The sequence below is a fragment of the Streptomyces sp. AK08-02 genome (assembly GCF_033795085.1).
Taxonomy (GTDB): Bacteria; Actinomycetota; Actinomycetes; order Streptomycetales; family Streptomycetaceae; genus Streptomyces; species Streptomyces echiniscabiei.
In genome coordinates this window covers 74,680-89,208 of the sequence record NZ_JARAZV010000024.1, presented here as the reverse complement: position 1 = coordinate 89,208, position 14,529 = coordinate 74,680, and the positions used below count along the sequence as shown (strand labels likewise).

Annotated in this window: 18 protein-coding genes; 11 read left to right on the top strand and 7 right to left on the bottom strand. The window is 68.2% G+C overall.

Annotated elements, in window-relative coordinates; genetic code table 11:
* Positions 1 to 9: 9 nt before the first annotated feature.
* Positions 10 to 723 carry an LAETG motif-containing sortase-dependent surface protein gene (locus PV734_RS39525; RefSeq protein WP_319095311.1) on the bottom strand — a complete coding sequence of 238 codons (714 nt, stop codon included), beginning with the start codon at positions 721 to 723 and terminating at the stop codon, positions 10 to 12.
* Here PV734_RS39525 and PV734_RS39520 point away from each other — a divergent pair.
* Entirely contained in the window at positions 707 to 1,057 is a 351-nt protein-coding gene (locus tag PV734_RS39520) for a hypothetical protein (RefSeq protein ID WP_319095312.1), read from the top strand. The two genes, PV734_RS39525 and PV734_RS39520, sit on opposite strands and share 17 nt — an antisense overlap.
* A 140-nt stretch (positions 1,058 to 1,197) precedes the next feature.
* Here PV734_RS39520 and PV734_RS39515 read toward each other — a convergent pair whose 3' ends face one another.
* The gene (locus PV734_RS39515) at positions 1,198 to 2,016 is read right to left on the bottom strand and encodes an endonuclease/exonuclease/phosphatase family protein (RefSeq protein ID WP_319095313.1); all 819 of its coding nucleotides are present in this window, start codon (positions 2,014 to 2,016) and stop codon (positions 1,198 to 1,200) included.
* A 101-nt stretch (positions 2,017 to 2,117) separates the two neighbouring features.
* Between PV734_RS39515 and PV734_RS39510 the strand changes: the two genes are divergently transcribed.
* From PV734_RS39510 to PV734_RS39500, 3 genes are read left to right on the top strand one after another with little or no spacing between them, the layout of a single operon-like run.
* On the top strand, positions 2,118 to 2,522 hold the full coding sequence (locus PV734_RS39510) for a nitroreductase family deazaflavin-dependent oxidoreductase (RefSeq protein WP_319095314.1): 405 nt from the start codon (positions 2,118 to 2,120) through the stop codon (positions 2,520 to 2,522).
* A gap of 57 nt (positions 2,523 to 2,579) precedes the next feature.
* Entirely contained in the window at positions 2,580 to 2,810 is a 231-nt protein-coding gene (locus tag PV734_RS39505) for a hypothetical protein (protein WP_319095315.1), read from the top strand.
* Positions 2,807 to 3,106, top strand: coding sequence for a type II toxin-antitoxin system PemK/MazF family toxin (locus PV734_RS39500; protein WP_319095316.1), 300 nt, complete (start codon positions 2,807 to 2,809; stop codon positions 3,104 to 3,106). The genes PV734_RS39505 and PV734_RS39500 overlap by 4 nt, the downstream gene beginning before the upstream one ends.
* A 35-nt stretch (positions 3,107 to 3,141) precedes the next feature.
* Here PV734_RS39500 and PV734_RS39495 read toward each other — a convergent pair whose 3' ends face one another.
* The 3 genes from PV734_RS39495 to PV734_RS39485 all read right to left on the bottom strand — a co-directional run bounded on the left by PV734_RS39495 (position 3,142) and on the right by PV734_RS39485 (position 7,614).
* On the bottom strand, positions 3,142 to 3,321 hold the full coding sequence (locus PV734_RS39495; RefSeq protein ID WP_319095317.1) for a hypothetical protein: 180 nt from the start codon (positions 3,319 to 3,321) through the stop codon (positions 3,142 to 3,144).
* A gap of 354 nt (positions 3,322 to 3,675) precedes the next feature.
* Positions 3,676 to 4,464: a VOC family protein gene (locus tag PV734_RS39490; RefSeq protein WP_319095318.1), complete on the bottom strand. Its 789-nt coding sequence runs from the start codon at positions 4,462 to 4,464 to the stop codon at positions 3,676 to 3,678.
* Between the two features lie 231 nt (positions 4,465 to 4,695).
* Positions 4,696 to 7,614: an NACHT domain-containing protein gene (locus PV734_RS39485; RefSeq protein ID WP_319095319.1), complete on the bottom strand. Its 2,919-nt coding sequence runs from the start codon at positions 7,612 to 7,614 to the stop codon at positions 4,696 to 4,698.
* Positions 7,615 to 7,734: 120 nt separating this feature from the next.
* Here PV734_RS39485 and PV734_RS39480 point away from each other — a divergent pair, with 120 nt between their 5' ends.
* A complete protein-coding gene (locus PV734_RS39480; RefSeq protein WP_319095320.1) occupies positions 7,735 to 7,947 on the top strand; it encodes a hypothetical protein in 213 nt (70 codons plus the stop codon).
* A gap of 355 nt (positions 7,948 to 8,302) precedes the next feature.
* On the opposite strand, the gene PV734_RS39475 is transcribed toward PV734_RS39480, so the two are convergent.
* On the bottom strand, positions 8,303 to 8,758 hold the full coding sequence (locus PV734_RS39475) for an ATP-binding protein (protein WP_319095321.1): 456 nt from the start codon (positions 8,756 to 8,758) through the stop codon (positions 8,303 to 8,305).
* A 229-nt stretch (positions 8,759 to 8,987) separates the two neighbouring features.
* On the opposite strand from PV734_RS39475, the gene PV734_RS39470 reads away from it, so the two are divergent.
* The 3 genes from PV734_RS39470 to PV734_RS39460 are packed head-to-tail and all read left to right on the top strand — an operon-like array spanning position 8,988 to position 10,636.
* Entirely contained in the window at positions 8,988 to 9,839 is an 852-nt protein-coding gene (locus tag PV734_RS39470) for a helix-turn-helix transcriptional regulator (protein ID WP_319095322.1), read from the top strand.
* An 11-nt stretch (positions 9,840 to 9,850) separates the two neighbouring features.
* Positions 9,851 to 10,066: a DUF397 domain-containing protein gene (locus PV734_RS39465; protein ID WP_319095323.1), complete on the top strand. Its 216-nt coding sequence runs from the start codon at positions 9,851 to 9,853 to the stop codon at positions 10,064 to 10,066.
* 45 nt (positions 10,067 to 10,111) lie between these two features.
* Entirely contained in the window at positions 10,112 to 10,636 is a 525-nt protein-coding gene (locus tag PV734_RS39460) for a DUF6879 family protein (protein WP_319294231.1), read from the top strand.
* A 167-nt stretch (positions 10,637 to 10,803) separates the two neighbouring features.
* On the opposite strand, the gene PV734_RS39455 is transcribed toward PV734_RS39460, so the two are convergent.
* Complete coding sequence (locus PV734_RS39455) at positions 10,804 to 11,544, bottom strand: ANTAR domain-containing protein (protein WP_319294230.1); 741 nt, start codon at positions 11,542 to 11,544, stop codon at positions 10,804 to 10,806.
* A 409-nt stretch (positions 11,545 to 11,953) separates the two neighbouring features.
* Between PV734_RS39455 and PV734_RS39450 the strand changes: the two genes are divergently transcribed.
* From PV734_RS39450 to PV734_RS39440, 3 genes are all read left to right on the top strand, one after another.
* On the top strand, positions 11,954 to 12,262 hold the full coding sequence (locus PV734_RS39450; protein WP_319095325.1) for an STAS domain-containing protein: 309 nt from the start codon (positions 11,954 to 11,956) through the stop codon (positions 12,260 to 12,262).
* Complete coding sequence (locus tag PV734_RS39445; RefSeq protein ID WP_319294228.1) at positions 12,259 to 13,218, top strand: sensor histidine kinase; 960 nt, start codon at positions 12,259 to 12,261, stop codon at positions 13,216 to 13,218. Before PV734_RS39450 ends, PV734_RS39445 begins: the two co-directional genes overlap by 4 nt.
* Before the next feature lie 196 nt (positions 13,219 to 13,414).
* On the top strand, positions 13,415 to 14,416 hold the full coding sequence (locus tag PV734_RS39440; protein WP_319095327.1) for a helix-turn-helix domain-containing protein: 1,002 nt from the start codon (positions 13,415 to 13,417) through the stop codon (positions 14,414 to 14,416).
* Positions 14,417 to 14,529: the final 113 nt, after the last annotated feature.

Here is a 14,529-nt window from a genome sequence, read left to right as displayed (position 1 = left end):
GGCGTCGGATCAGGGGGCTTCGGTGCCGGACTTGCGGCGCCGTACGACGAACACGGCACCGGCGCCGAGGCCCACGGCCACGGCGCCCACACCGGCGATCACCGGGAGCGCGGAGGAGGAGCCGGTGTGGGCGAGGTCGCCGGTGGGGGTGGTGGTTGCGGGGGACGGACTCACAGGCGCCGTGGTGCCGGTCTGGGGAGTGGGCTCACCGCTGCTCGGCGGCTTGGTGCCGCCGCCGTCGCCGGTATCGGTTCCGGACTTGTAGACGTTGAAGTACAAATGCTTCGCACTGGCATACACGCACACGCCGTCGTCGTCGGCGCGTTTGGTGTCGGCCTGGAGGGAGCCGCCCCCGATGTAACCGTATTTCACGTAATCCGAGCCGGGAAAGGCTGGGGGCATGTGGATGTTCTCGTCAACGCTCATACGGAGATCAAGGGTCACGGCCTTGTGGGCGGCCACATCGACCTCGGGAAGGTAGCCGATCGTCCCGTATTCGACGAACGGAACGTCCACCCAGACGTGGGTCTTCACGTCCCGCCGCTGGACTTTGATGAATGGCATGATCTCTTCAAGGAAGTCGGGCCCGTCCAGGTATCCGATTTCATTGAGGATCGGTTCGACTCCTTTGAGCGCGGTGTCGGAACGGTTCTCCACCTTGAGTGTGATGCCGCGCCAACTCCCGCCCGGAAGCATTCTCTTGAGGTTGCCGGAGGCTGTCACGGTCAGGCTTCTGTCGCTCTTCTTTCCGGTGCAGGCGACAGGGTCGGTGGGCCCCGACGTCGGGGACGGGGATGCGGACGTCGTCGGCGAACCGCTCGCCGACGGTGACACGGACCCCGATGGCGACGCCGACTCCGACTCCGGCGCCGAACCGGACGGAGACGGGGACGCCGACTCACCCGCCGTCGAGGCCGACGGGCTCGGCGACTCCGTGGCGTACGCGGTGGTCGTCGCGACCGCCCCGGACAGCAGCGCCGCCGGAAGCAGCGCGGCGGCCACCGCCAGGGCAGGGCGTGCCAGAGCGCGGCGAGATTTCATGAAAGGCCCCCGGTGAAAGGATGTCGGCAGCGCGAAGCACACGTCCTCGCGCAAGTTCTGCTGTCACCGGTGTGACCGCTGTGGCGCCCCGATGGTTGTAGCGAGACGCCCCTCGCAGCTCGCTCCGGCCCACTCCGGCCCACTCCGGGTCGCCCCTCAGGCGGACGCCAGATCCGCCACCACCGCCGCGTGATCGGACGGCCAGATGCCCCCGACTGCCCCGTGCCCCGCCCGTTCGACCTTGCGTACGTGCCCGAGCCCGCCCCGGCCCGGCGGCCCGACGAAGACGTAGTCGATCCGCGCGCTGGGCCCGAACCCGGCGGCGACATACGGGTTCGCCGCGTCCCAGGTCGCCGACGGCGCCGCTGGGTCGGCCAACTCCCAGGAGTCCAGGAACACTTGCCCGGGAACAGCGGGGGCGGTCTTGTAGCCGCCCATCAGCCGGATCTCGTCGGAGTCGGGCCAGGCGTTGAAGTCGCCGGTGATGACGGGCGGAAAGGCGGTGCCGTCACGTCGCCTCGCCACGAACTCCGCGAGTGCGGTGACCTGTTGGCAGCGGACAGCCGAGGCGTGGGGCGCCGAGGTGAGGTGGGTCGTGAAGAAGGGGACGTGGTGGCCGGGGGCGGCGAGCCGCGCGTAGAGAGCCAGTCGACCGTCGTCCAGCTCGTCCGGGGCCGGCAGCCGCATCGCCTCGCTCTCGACGACGGGCCAGCGGCTCAGCACCGCGTTGCCCACCTCGACCTTCTCGCCCCCGATACGGCGCTGCCAGCGCTCGGGCGTCTCGGAGGGGGCCCAGGTCCAGTACAGCCCGAGTTCGTCGGCGATCCAGGCGGCGATGTTCTCCCCCTCGCCCTCCCAGACCTCCTGGAGCCCGACCACGTCCGGCCGCAGCTCCCGCAGCACGGACAGGATCGCCTTCTGCCGCGCCTCCCAGGGCCCGAACCGCCACCACAGGTTCCAGGTCACCACGCGCATACTCGCCACCGCCCACCGGTCTCGCCTGCCTCTTGCCCACTGGGAGACCATTCAAGAGCACGCGACGACAGCGGCACGAGCGCAGGAGGCACAAGACCAACATGTCCCGCTTCACGGAGTTCAGGTTCAAGGCCACCACCGCCTTCCAGCGCCGCGTCGGCAACCCCGTCACCCGCCGCCTCCCCTTCCAGACCCTCCTGGAGACCACGGGCCGCACCTCGGGCCTCCCGCGCGTCACCCCGCTCGGCGGACGCCGTATCGGCAACGAGTTCTGGCTGGTCTCGGAGTTCGGCGAGAAGTCGCACTACGTACGGAACATCAAGGCCGACCCGAGGGTGCGGGTGCGGGTCGGCGGGCGCTGGCATTCGGGCACGGCCCACCTTCTCCCGGACGACGACCCGATCGCCCGACTGCGCACGCTTCCGCGCGTGAACAGCACGGGGGTACGGACGATGGGGACGAATCTGCTGACGGTGCGCGTCGATTTCGACGAGACCGGCGAGTGACGGAGCACGAGCGAGGACAGCCCCTCCATCGAGCATGACAGTGAGTATGATGACCGCATGACGATCAACATGACGATGAGCCTTCCCGACGAAGTGGCGGCCTTCGTGAAGGCCAAGGGAAACGCCTCCGCGTACACGGCCCGGATACTGCGTCGCGAGATGCTCTCCGAGGAGCTGGAGAAATCCGCGCGGGTACGGGCCGAGGCCGGAATCGTGACCACCGCCGCGGATCCCGCCGAAAGCGAGGAGGCCACGCTGGAGCGCTGGGCGCGGGTGGCGGGCCGATGAAGCGTGGGCACGTCTATCAGTTGTCTTTCGCCGGCGGTCCCGCGCATGTTCTGGTGATCTCGTCCGACGCATTGAATACACAGAACAAGACGGCTACCTGCGCACTGATCTACCCGCAGCAGGTGCGCGAGAGGACACTCGTCGACATTCCTGTCGACGCCCCCTCATCCGGCACCATCGTGCTGGGCGAGTTCCGCACCCTGTCAAGCGCGCGCTTCACCGAAAGCCTGGGGCAGGTGGACGAGCGGGTCATGGAAGCCGTCGAAATCGGGCTGCGCGCCGTCTTCGACCTCTAGCTGAGAGGCCATTCCGCCCGTTACGCCCCGGGTCTCTACCAGACCCCGGAATCGTAGAGGCCACCGACGGTGAGCAGGGCGACGGGACCGAAAATGAGCGCCACCGAGAACAGCCAGCCCATTTTCCGGGATGTCCGGGCACCGACCTTGACACACAGCAGAATGACCAGTGCCATATAAAGGAACAGTGGGAAGATGAGCACGCCGGCTCCCATTCCGTTTCTCCTTTTTCGAGGGAACAGAGTCGGCTTGTGACGGACCGACCCATGGGATTCAACCATCCGACGTGAAGCCGGTCGCTGGTGGGGTCGGATGCGAATCCGCCGGGCCCTTGCGAGGCGGGCCGGCCTGGTGGACCGCCCGGCGGGCGGGGCGGTCTGACCAGGCAGGGCGGGGTAGTGCGGGGCAGGGTGGTGCGGGGCAGGGCAGGGCAGGACGGGACGGGAACAGGCCGCACGGAGCCCAGGTGAGCGTCACAACTCACCCGGTCCGTGCGGCCGTTCTCACGTCACGGGCCCGACCGTTCTCAACGCGATCGCCGCACATGCCGTTGGACGAGTTGCATCGGGTTACATCGGTACGGCCTTGATCACCGCGAAGACAGCCCCCTGCGGGTCCGTCACGACCGACATCCGGCCCGCGACGAAGTCGAACGGCGGGACCAGGACGTTGCCACCCGCCCTGACCAGCGCGTCCACCGTGCTGTCGGTGTCGTCCACGGAGAAATAGGTCAGCCAGTGCGGCGGCGTCCCGGGCGGGGCCTGCTCGCCCATCGCGGTCAGGCCGCCGACGGCACGGCCGCCCACGGTGATCGCGTGGTACTCCTCCACGCCCTCCATCGGCTCCGAACCGATGCCAAGGGCCGCCGCGTAGAAGGCCTTGGCAGCAGGGATGTCCGGGGTGTGCAGCTCGTTCCAGGTCAGCGCGCCGGCCTCGTTGACCAATTGGGCACCGTAGAAGTCGACCGGCTGCCAGACACCGAAGGCGGCGCCGGTCGGGTCCACGGCCACCAGCATGCGGCCGACCGTGCCGACGTCCATCACGGGGAACATCACGGTGCCCCCGGCCGCCGTGATCGCGGCCTGGGTGGCGTCCGCGTCGGCGCTGGCCAGATAGGTGGTCCACACCGTCGGCGGGGTCGGGTCCCCGTCGTTCATCGGCTGGGCCTTCATGATCCCGGCCACAGCCTTGCCGTTCAGGGTGCACATCGCGTACCCGCCGAACTCCGGCGGGCCGATCTCGCCCTGCCAGCCGAACAGGTCCCGGTAGAAGTCGAGGGCGGCCTGCTGGTCAGGGGCCATCAGATCGACCCAGCAGGGCGTGCCGGGCTGGTAGTGCTCAGCGGTCACTTCAGGCATCTGCGGTCTCTCCGTTTGCGGTGCGGCCCCGGGCGCCCCGGGGCCTGTGGGTGGACCCCCAAGGACCCACCTTCACCGCCCTGGGCGCGGCCCGCCACCCGTGCGGTGCGGGCAGCTGCACCTCGCCCGCGAGATCTTCCGCCATGTGATCCCGGAGCCCACCCCACCCGAGGTGGAGCACCGCATATCCCACCGGGCCAAACGGCGCTCCAGGGTGTTCCGGCTCATGGTCTATTTCTTCGGCGCTACCACATCCCGGGGGCGGGGCCTTCGCGTGATGGCGCCGGACGGAAAGTGTTCCGTGCCGTGCACTTCGTGTGCTCGGGTGATGTGGATGGCCAGGTCTGCCATGCCACGCAGCGGGGTGACATCGACCTCTTTGCGCTTGCCCCAGCAGCTGATTTCCAGCTTCGTGAGAAAAGGAAATTTTCGCCGCACGACCGAGAGGTCGTCACCCTCTTCCCAATTCCCTAGTAAAAGACTCCGGAGTTGCGGGATGAGGGGGAACTCTTCGAGCACGGACAGTCCAACTTCGGCTTGAAGAAAAAGGCTAACAAGTTTGGGTAACGACGACAAGTGGGAGAAGTCACCCAGAGGGCCCAACAGGTTTAGGTGGGTGAGATTTTCCCAGCGCTCAATTCCTTCCAGGGTTCCCAGCCCACGGCATGTGATCCCGCCAAGTGTCAGGCCACGAAGATCCGCACTAACAGGCAGTTCCCGAAGACCCTTAGGGGGAAGCTCCATTCGTAGACCTAATTGCTGAAGTTTGGCGAGGCCATGAAGGCCGTCGGGAATCCTTTCCCCCTCGGGTAGATATAGGTGAGTGACCGCCGTGTCAGCAACTGCGGTCACATCCACTATCTGCGGGCAGTTGAGGAAGTTCAGATGGTCCAGAGATGGGTACGACCGGATAAATTCCAGGTTTCGGAGCACCGAGTTATTGGAGATGAAAAGGGTATGAATATTTACAGGCGTAACTGAATTCGCGATGTCACGGTCTGTAAAGTCGCCCACGAATGTAACCTGCCCCGGAGTGGGCAGAGAGCGCAGTACAGCGAGTTGTTCCACTGATCGCACTCTCATGTAGTGAAGGTCAGAAATATGAGTAAGAACTTCGCGAGCATAGTCTTCGACAGCGAACTCGTCCCAGCTTTCTGCCAATGCCCATTTCACGACGGTGCTAGTACTGGTGCGGAACCTTTTCATAATGGTGAGGGCAGCGTCCCCACCGATACGGGCGGCGGTTTGGATGACCGCCTCAGCCTCGTCATCTTCGAGCCCCTCCGGTCCCGGTAGAAGGTTGAGAATGACCGGGCCGACGGCTGCCAGAGTCTCCGCTTCCTCAAATCCGCGAGGTGGCAGAAGCGCGGCGGTGCGCAGTTCAACCTCTTCGCGGACATCAGGATCGAGTTCCGTGGCGTGTTCGAGGCACGCCGTGGCCAACAGGTACAACCGCGTGCAGTGCTTGGGCGTGCGGTCGCCGCGAGTGATCAAGCGGCGGAAAAGGCTGGCGCGTTCGGCGGGGCGGGCGTGGGCGACGGCCATGCGCAGGACGTCCTCCCACTGGTCGTCATGGGCGTTGCGGACCAGGAGAGGAATGTCCCGGGCTTCGATGGCGGCTTTGGCACCCAGGTAGTCCTGAAAGGTGCGGTGGACGAAGTCGATGGTGTCGGCGGTCGGCATACGCAGCAGTCCGGAGCGGGCGACCAGGTGAGCGAGGACTCCCTCGGAATCGGCCTGCCGGGCGATGTGGGGCATGTGGGGAAGAGCGTCGTCGATCTGAGCGCGGGCGGTTTCCTGGTCGAGCTCGGTCTGGCCGTTGCGGATGAGCCAGTAGGCCAGTCGCTGAAGGAGCTGGATGCTCTGGTGTTCGGTGAGGACGATGCCTTCCGGGGCCTCGATGTCACGTTCGCGGTCGCGGCGGTGCATCAGCATGGACAGCGCCGCCTCGTACAGCTCCATGCGGCCGTGCGGCAGATGGCCACGCCGGTCGCGATGCAGCGCACAGACCAGGGCGCACAGCAACGGGGTGGTGGTGAGACGGGCCAGGTCGGGCTGGGAGCGCACGGTGTCCTTCAACGCCTCCTCCAGACCGGCCAGATCGTCGCGTTCCTGCACGGTTGCGGTGCCTGCGGCAGCGGCGCCGTGCCAGCGGGTGACGAACACCGCCACGTCCCGGCCGCTCATCGGCCGCACGGTCAGTTCGGTGAAGTCGCTGTCGGCCAGCCACCCTTCGGGCACCGCGGAAGGCCGGGTGGTGACCAGGTACGCGGCCTGCGGGTAGGCCGCGAGCAGGTCCCGCAGCCACTGCCGGGTCTGCGCACGCCGTGCCTGGGGAACCTCGTCAAGACCGTCGACAAGCAGCAGAGCTCGACCGTCGACCAGCGCCTGGTCGACCCAGCCCGGCGGCTGGGCGCCCTCGCGTGGGCAGCCGATCGCCGCCAAGTACTCGTGCGGTGCGGGTAGTTCACCACGGCGTACCAAGGTGCGCAGCGGCAGGACGAACGGCAGGCAGTCCGCCAGGTGGGCCAGTTCGGGTGGCAGGCTGCGGCGGGCGGTAGCGACCGCGAGCCACTGGAGCAGAGTGGTCTTGCCGCTGCCGGCCAGTCCCCGCACCAGGATCCGCCGCTGTCCCTCCAGGGCCTGTTCGGCCCGCTCCACCCTCGTCTCCACCCCGATTCCCGCTTGTCCCAGTACGCCCTGCCCCAGAGGCGCCCCGAGAAAGGACAACGTGGCGAACTCCAGGCTGAGATAAGCGGCGTCCAAAGGCCAGCAGGAGCGCTCGGGTCGTGACAGGTCCAGCCCGATCACCGACAACTGCCCGTACTGGCGCTCCACGTACTGCCTGTACCAGCCGTCGAAAGGCTCTTCCGCGTCCGGGACCGGCGCACTGAGGGGCAAGGCCCGGCTGCGCAGCCGCAGCAGCGGTTCAGGGTCGGCTCCCAGTGCCGAAGCAAGCGCCACCACGGTCGCCTCGCTCGGCACGCCGGCCCCGTTCAGCGCCTTACTGACCGTGGTGCGTCCCAGCTCGGCGCGCCCCGGCAGCGCGGCCATCGACAGCCGCCGCTGAACCCGCAGGCTCCGCAGTCGCTCCGTCAGCTCCTCCAGCGCCGCCCGCTGGTCCTCTCTCGCCCCCACCGGCTCCTCCACGGACAGCGTCGTTCCTGTTGTTCAGGTTCGTTCATCCTTGTCCAACCGAACGCCGTTGTACGGGACTTCGGCCATCTTTCCTTCCGTTGCCTGCCTCCACGACAGAACGGAAGTACCTTCATGTCCGCCACGCCCGCACACCTGGCCCTGCTCACTCTCGCGCTGGTGGCCGTCGTCCTGCTCGCGCTCCTGGTGGCCGTGGCCGCCGCCGTGCTCGCCCGATGGGACGGCGCGTCCGTCCCATCGACACTGGCCCGGGCGGGGGTCGCCTTCGGAGGCACCCTCACTCTGCTGACAGCCCTGCTGGCATTCGCCGCCGGGACTATGTCGTGACCGCGCGTGCAGCCTGCGGGGACGAGCACGTGTACTCCACGGGAGGAGGGCGCCGGGTCCCGTCCGATCACCGCGAGCGCGACCCCTACGACTTCCCGCCCCCGCGCCGGGCTTCCTCAAGGGCCGCCATAATTTCCGGCGAGTTCCTGATCCGAACCCGGTGGCGGTAGGCCCTGACCACGGCGGCGGGACCCTCGAAGTCATTGGTCGGGGAGGCCCCTATGGCAGCCGCCAACTCCTCCTCGGCATCTCTCCCCAGGCGTGCTCGGGCTGGACGCTCATGATCTGCTCCTGATGAACGGACGGGGCTCCACTTCCCGTATGGCGCCGCTCCCGGAAGGCCGACAGGGCGTGATCACCCGTTCACCTCCGTCCGCCCGCACTCGGCCCACAGCAGCTTTCCGCCCTTCGAGGCACCCAGCTCGCGCAGCACGGACACCCCCCACGCATCGGCGCACGCCTGTACGAGATGCAGCCCGCGTCCACCTTCGGCGTCGTCAGGGGCTACGGCCGCCAGGGCACCCCTCTCCCGGAAGCCGGGCGGAACCCGGGGGTCGGTGTCCCACACGGCGACCCGGAGTCGGTCCGGTTCCGTGGAGAGGAGTCGGAGCATGTACGGGCCCCTGGTGTGGAGGTGGGCGTTGGTGAGCAACTCCGAGGCGAGGAGTTCGGCCGTGGGGGTGAGGTGGGCGAGGTCGTGGGCGGCCAGGACGGTTCGCAGGGTCGCGCGGGCGATACCGGGGGCGCGGGGATCGTGCGGGAGCTGAAGGGCGTAGCTCCAGGAGGGGGATGACGGCGATACGGTGGCCATCGGAAGTCTCCGATCACGGAGGGGAGTTGGATGGTGTCGGTACGTTGTGCTGCGTTGCGTTGCCCAGTGACCGTGGCCGCTCCGTCGAGCGGGGTGCTTCTGGGCGGGGGCGCCTGGGTTCCAGACTAGGGTCACGCAAGGATTACTTTCACCGCATGACCGAATTCCTTTAGAGTTCCACTCGTGTGGGTGACATCTCAACTCGGTACTTTTTAGGGAGAGTCAGGACATGGCAGGCAGGTCGGCTCCCACCGCCCGGCGCACCCGGCTCGGCGTCGAGCTGCGCAAGCTGCGTGAGCGCGCCGGCATGACGACCACGCAGGCGGCTGCCTTGCTGGGCACCAGCTCAGGACAGTTGAGCAACATCGAAGTGGCTCGGTTCGGCGTCAGTGCGGACCGCGTGCGGGTGATGGCCCGCACGTACTCCTGCACGGACCCGGCGCTCATCGAGGCCCTCGTCGCCATGATCGGGGAGCGCAAGCGTGGCTGGTGGGAGGAGTACCGGGACATCCTTCCGTCCAAGCTGCTCGACATGGCCGAGGTCGAGCACCACGGCACAAGCCTGTACGCCGCGCACAGTATGCACATTCCCGGACTGCTCCAGACCGTCGAGCACGCGCGCGAGATCTACCGCCAGGCCGTCCCCGAACTGTCTCCGCCAGAGATCGAGCACCGCGTCTCGTTCCGGGTCAAGCGCCAGGCCGTGCTCTACCGGGATCATGCCGTCCCCTACCAGGCCGTGATCCACGAAGCGGCTCTGCGTATGAAGTTCGGCGGCCCGGATGTGACCAGGGCCCAGCTTCAGCACCTGATCAAGGTGGGAGAGCAGAGCCACGTATCGATCCGGGTGATCCCGTTCGACGCGGGCTCCTACCCCGGCTCGGGACAGTCCGTCTACTACGTGTGCGGCCCCGTACCCACACTCGACACAGCGCAACTGGACCAGTCCCACGGCCCCGTGTTCATCGACTCCGAAGCCCAATTGGCCCAGTATCGGCTGCTCATCGAGCGGTTGGAGGGGGCCGCCCTCCAACCGACGGAGTCCCAGAGCCTCATCCACGACATCATCAACCACCTGTGAAGGACCCCGAGATGGCCACCATCACCTGGCAGAAATCGTCCTACTGCGCTCAAGGCGAGGCCTGCGTACACATATCCGTCACGGCGGAAACGGTGCTGCTCTCCGATTCCGCCACCCCCGCCCCGACATCCATCCTCACGACCGGCCACGGCGCCTTCGCCGGACTCATCCGCATGCTCAGGGACCGGGACGACGACCGGTCCGCCTTCCCGACCACGAGAGCGTGATCCGGCTGCCGAGGCGGATGTTCCCGCTGCTGAGGGAGGCATTGGATGTCGCAAAGCCTGAGTAGCTTTGCCGATCTGCTGAGGTCCGCAGAGCAATCCGCCGTTCATCTCGAACTGCGTGACACCTACTGGGTGGAGAACGAGGAAACGGCTTTCGCGGACTGGAAACGCGGCGGTCGCCTCGACCCGCGCGACCGTGAGGCCTGGTGGCGCCCGTGGCTCGACCTTGTCCAAGAGGTCACGGCGAAGGGCGTCGCCGTGCGTCGGGCCCGGATCGTGTCGGAACCCCTCAGCGAGTACAGCCGGTTCCTGCACTCGTTCACCTTCACCAACGTCGCGGGAGGCGAGGAAGTCCGATGGCTGCCCAGGCGTCAGGTTTCCGGTCTTGCCCTGCCCGGAAACGACTTCTGGTTGTTCGACGGCCGTCTCGTCCAGTTCAACGTGTTTGACGGGCAGGGTCGTTGGGTCCACACCGATGAGACGGAAGAGCCAGCCGTGACGGGACTGTGTGCCGCCGCCTTCGACGCCGTCTGGGAGCTGGCGGTCCCGCACGACGAGTACGCCGTCTGAGAACCCGGTGTCAGCTCATGTCCTCTTCTCCACTCTCCAGTGCGCAAGCGGCGCGCGCCGCGTGATGATCAATGGTCGCCAGGTTGCGACGCCTCCCGGCGCCAGGTGCGCGCATCGCGCGCTCCCCGGGCGTCCGCCGATGGCCGTGCGGCACCATGCGGTGACCGTCAGGGCGTGTGATCACGTGCGTGCCGGCGCCGCACCGCGTCCCGTAGGGCCGTGCGCACGGGCTCGGGGGGAGGGGGGCCGCCCGTGCTCACCGTGACGATCGCCTCGGCGACGTCGCGGAGTTTGGTGTTCGTGTGCTGGGAGGCGTCGCGCAGGGCGGTCCAGGCCTCGTCGGCGGTGCATGCCTCGACGGCCATCAGGATGCCGCGGGCCTGGTCGATGACCGGGCGGGACTCGATGGCCCGCTGCAGTTGCTCGACCTCCGCCTGGAGTCGCCGTACCCGTTCCTCGCGTTCCGCGGCCACCGCCGAGAGGCCCTGCTCGGAGCGGAGGAGGGCGAGCAGCCGGCGTACGTCCGGCGGGAGCCACGCGGAGAGGCCGCCGGTCGGATCGGATGCGGCGGCGGGTATGGACAGGCCGGTGAGCTCCAGGATGCGGAGGGGCTGGCCGTTCCAGTTGACGGTCCATAAGGGGATTTCGGCGTCGGCTCTGAAGCCCTCCAGGCGCTCCAGGAACTGGAGTCCGGCCGTGTCCATGAAGGTGACCTCGGTCATGTCCAGGACCAGGCCGTTCGTTTCGGCGGGGAGCTTGCCCAGGACGGGGTCGAGCACCGTGGTGCAGCCGTGAACGATCTCCCCGCTCGGTGTCAGGACCGCGGTGCTTCCCCACAACTCGGTGGTGACGGTCAACGGCCCGTTGCCGAGGGACGGCAACGGTGCAGAGACGGGGCCGACAGACATGTACTCACCTCGGGTCCGGGATCCAGATGTGCCGTTGGGCTCCGTGCCACGCTGCGCACGGCTTTGACGTGGCCCGCGGCCGCTTTGCTCCCGCGCCTTCCCCGTTCGGGACGGCATACTCCGGACGGGGCGTGGAGATGTGGAGCCCGTCATCGGCCGGTGGGTGCCGCGGCGCATGAACGCGGCCCGACGGGGCAGGCGCATGGGGCGGCATCGTGCCTGTCGTGCTGGAGGTGCGCTCAGCGCCTGTCCTCCGCCGGCCGCACGGTACGGAGCCGGCGGTACGGGGATATGGGAATACTGGGGCTGGAGTGCGACCGGCACATGGGGGTGGGGCATGGACAGTTTGCGAAGGGCGAGTGCCTCGGCGTCGGTGCCGGGTCCGTCGGGGGGCGGGGTCGTGTTGCGCATGCGCCCGCTGCCGGACCGGGTGGGGTGGCAGGCCGCAGGCGAGATCACTTCGGCCACGTGCCCGGTCTGGGAACAGACGCTTGGGCAGCTGACCCGTCGTATGAACCTACGTAAAGAGATCGTGTGCCATCTGGAGATGTCCGCCGTGACCTTCGTCGATGTCGCCGGTGCCTCGGTCCTGGCGGTGACCGCTCAGGACCTTCCGGCTCAGCGGCGCATCGTGATCGAACGGCCGCCCGCCACTCTGCCACGACTGCTTGATATGTTCTGGCCTGAACTGTCCGTGATCGAGGTGGTGGCGCGATGACTGCCACGCAGACCGATGGGTCGACCGACGACGAGTCGACCGCCGAGCCGTTCGTCCATCCCGCCCTGTTCTACCGGGGTGAGGACGAGTACCTGGACGGCACGGTGCCCTTCGTCCGCGAGGGGCTGAAGGCCGGCCATCCGGTGGCGGTCGCCGTGCCCGGCGCGAACCTGGCCCTGCTCAGAGAGAATCTGGGCGCGGATGCCGCGTCCGTGCTCCTCCTCGACATGACCGACGCGGGCCGCAACCCGGGCCGGATCATCCCGAAGGTGCTGCGCGCGTTCGCCGACGCCCACCCTCGGACGCATGTACGGATCATCGGGGAGCCGATCTGGCCCGGCCGCAGCAGCGTCGAGTACCCGGCCTGTGTGCAGCACGAGGCGCTGATCAACCCGGCCTTCCAGGGCCGGGACGTGACCATCCTGTGCCCGTACGACGCCGTGCGCCTCGACAAGGAGGTGCTCATGGACGCGTACGCGACCCACCCGGTGGTCGTCTCCGGCGGCAGCAGCCGGCCCAGCCCGTCCTACGCGCCCGGGCAGGTCGTCGCCGAGTACAACCGGCCGCTCCCGGAGGCTCCCGCAGCGGCCGAGCCCCAGCACTTCGGCCTCGACGAGCTGCCGGTCGTCCGGCATTTCGCCGTCGCGCGGGGTGCCCAACTGGGGCTGTCCGGCGTACGTCTGGACGATCTCGCTCTCGCGGTGGCCGAGCTGACCACCAACAGCGTGGTGCACGGCGGCGGCTCCGGCAGCCTGCGGATCTGGTCCGAGGGCTCACAACTGGTGTGCGAGGTACGCGACGGCGGCCGGCTGGACGACCCGCTCGCCGGCCGCCGCCCGGCCACCCGGGACCAGCGGGGCGGGCGCGGCCTGCTGCTGGTGCACACCGTCGCCGACCTGGTCCGGATCCACACCGCCCCGGGCGGCACGGCCATCCGGTTCTACCTCGACTGCTAGCGACGCGGCGGCGCCCTCCTCCGCCTCTTCCTCCGCCTCCTTCCCCGGGGCACGCGGGGTCAGTGACAGCGGCGACGTGGCGGAGGTGTTCTGAGGCTCAAGTGGCAGGAATGGCCGATTAGTTGGCGCGATGGTCCATTGTGGCGGTGCACGGGCGGACGCAGCATTCCCTCCGTTCCGGACTGAGGGGGAGACCATGATGGTGACGGCCTACGACAACGAGGCGCTGCCCGCCTCCGACCGGCTTCCGCACTGGCACGATCACATGAGCCGCTCGCTCGCGGCGTCCGACCTCCAGGTCCACCATCCACACTCCTTCCGGGCGTCGATGAGATTCCTGGATCTGGGCGCGGTGCAGGTGAGTGACCTGTCGTTGTCGACCATGCGGTTCAACCGGACCGCCAGGCTGATCCGCGAAAGCGATCCCGAACAGCTCTGTGCCGGGCTCGTCCTCAGCGGCCGACAGGCGCTGTCCCAGCATGGCCGTGACGCCCTGCCCGGCCTCTACGACCTGGTCCTCTACGACACCTCCCACCCCCACCAGGGCTGGGTGACCAACGGCGAGGGCCTCGCCGGGAACCTCGTCATCCAGGTCCCCAGATCCCTGCTGGCCCTGCCCCTGAACCGCGTTCTCGAACTCACCGCCGTATCGCTGGCCACGCGCAGCGGTGTGGCGGCACTGCTGGCGCAGTTCATGCTCCGTCTGTCCCAGGACGCCGACCACTACCGGCCGGCGGACGGTCCCCGCCTGGCCACCGTCCTCGTCGACCTGCTGTCCGCGACGCTCGCGCACGAACTCGACGTCGCGCCCGCTCTGTTACCGGAAAGCCACCATCGCGTACTGGTCCTGCGCATCCAGGCGTTCATCCAGGAGCACCTCGGCGATCCGGAGCTCGGCCCCCGGGTCATCGCCGCGGCCCATCAGATCTCCCTGCGCCAGTTGCACCGGCTCTTCGCACAACAGGCCACGCCGGTCGGCGCGTTGATCCGGCGGCAACGTCTGGAGCGTTGTTGCCGCGACCTGGCCGACCCGTCGCTCGGCTCCCGCACCATCCACGCCATCGCCGCACGCTGGGGGTTCCGCCGCCCCGCCGACTTCACCCGCTCCTTCCGCGCCGCCTACGGAATGCCGCCCAGCGACTACCGCGCCCTCGCCCTCCCCGCCGGCCCCTCGGGGCACCTGCCGCCCGGCGCGTAACGATGGGCACGCAACGCTAGGCACTGGGCACCGACCGCTAACGACCTTCCGGGCTCCGCCGCACAGGATGGCCGAGGACGGGGAGAGAGGCTCCCCGTGTTCTCAGGAGGACG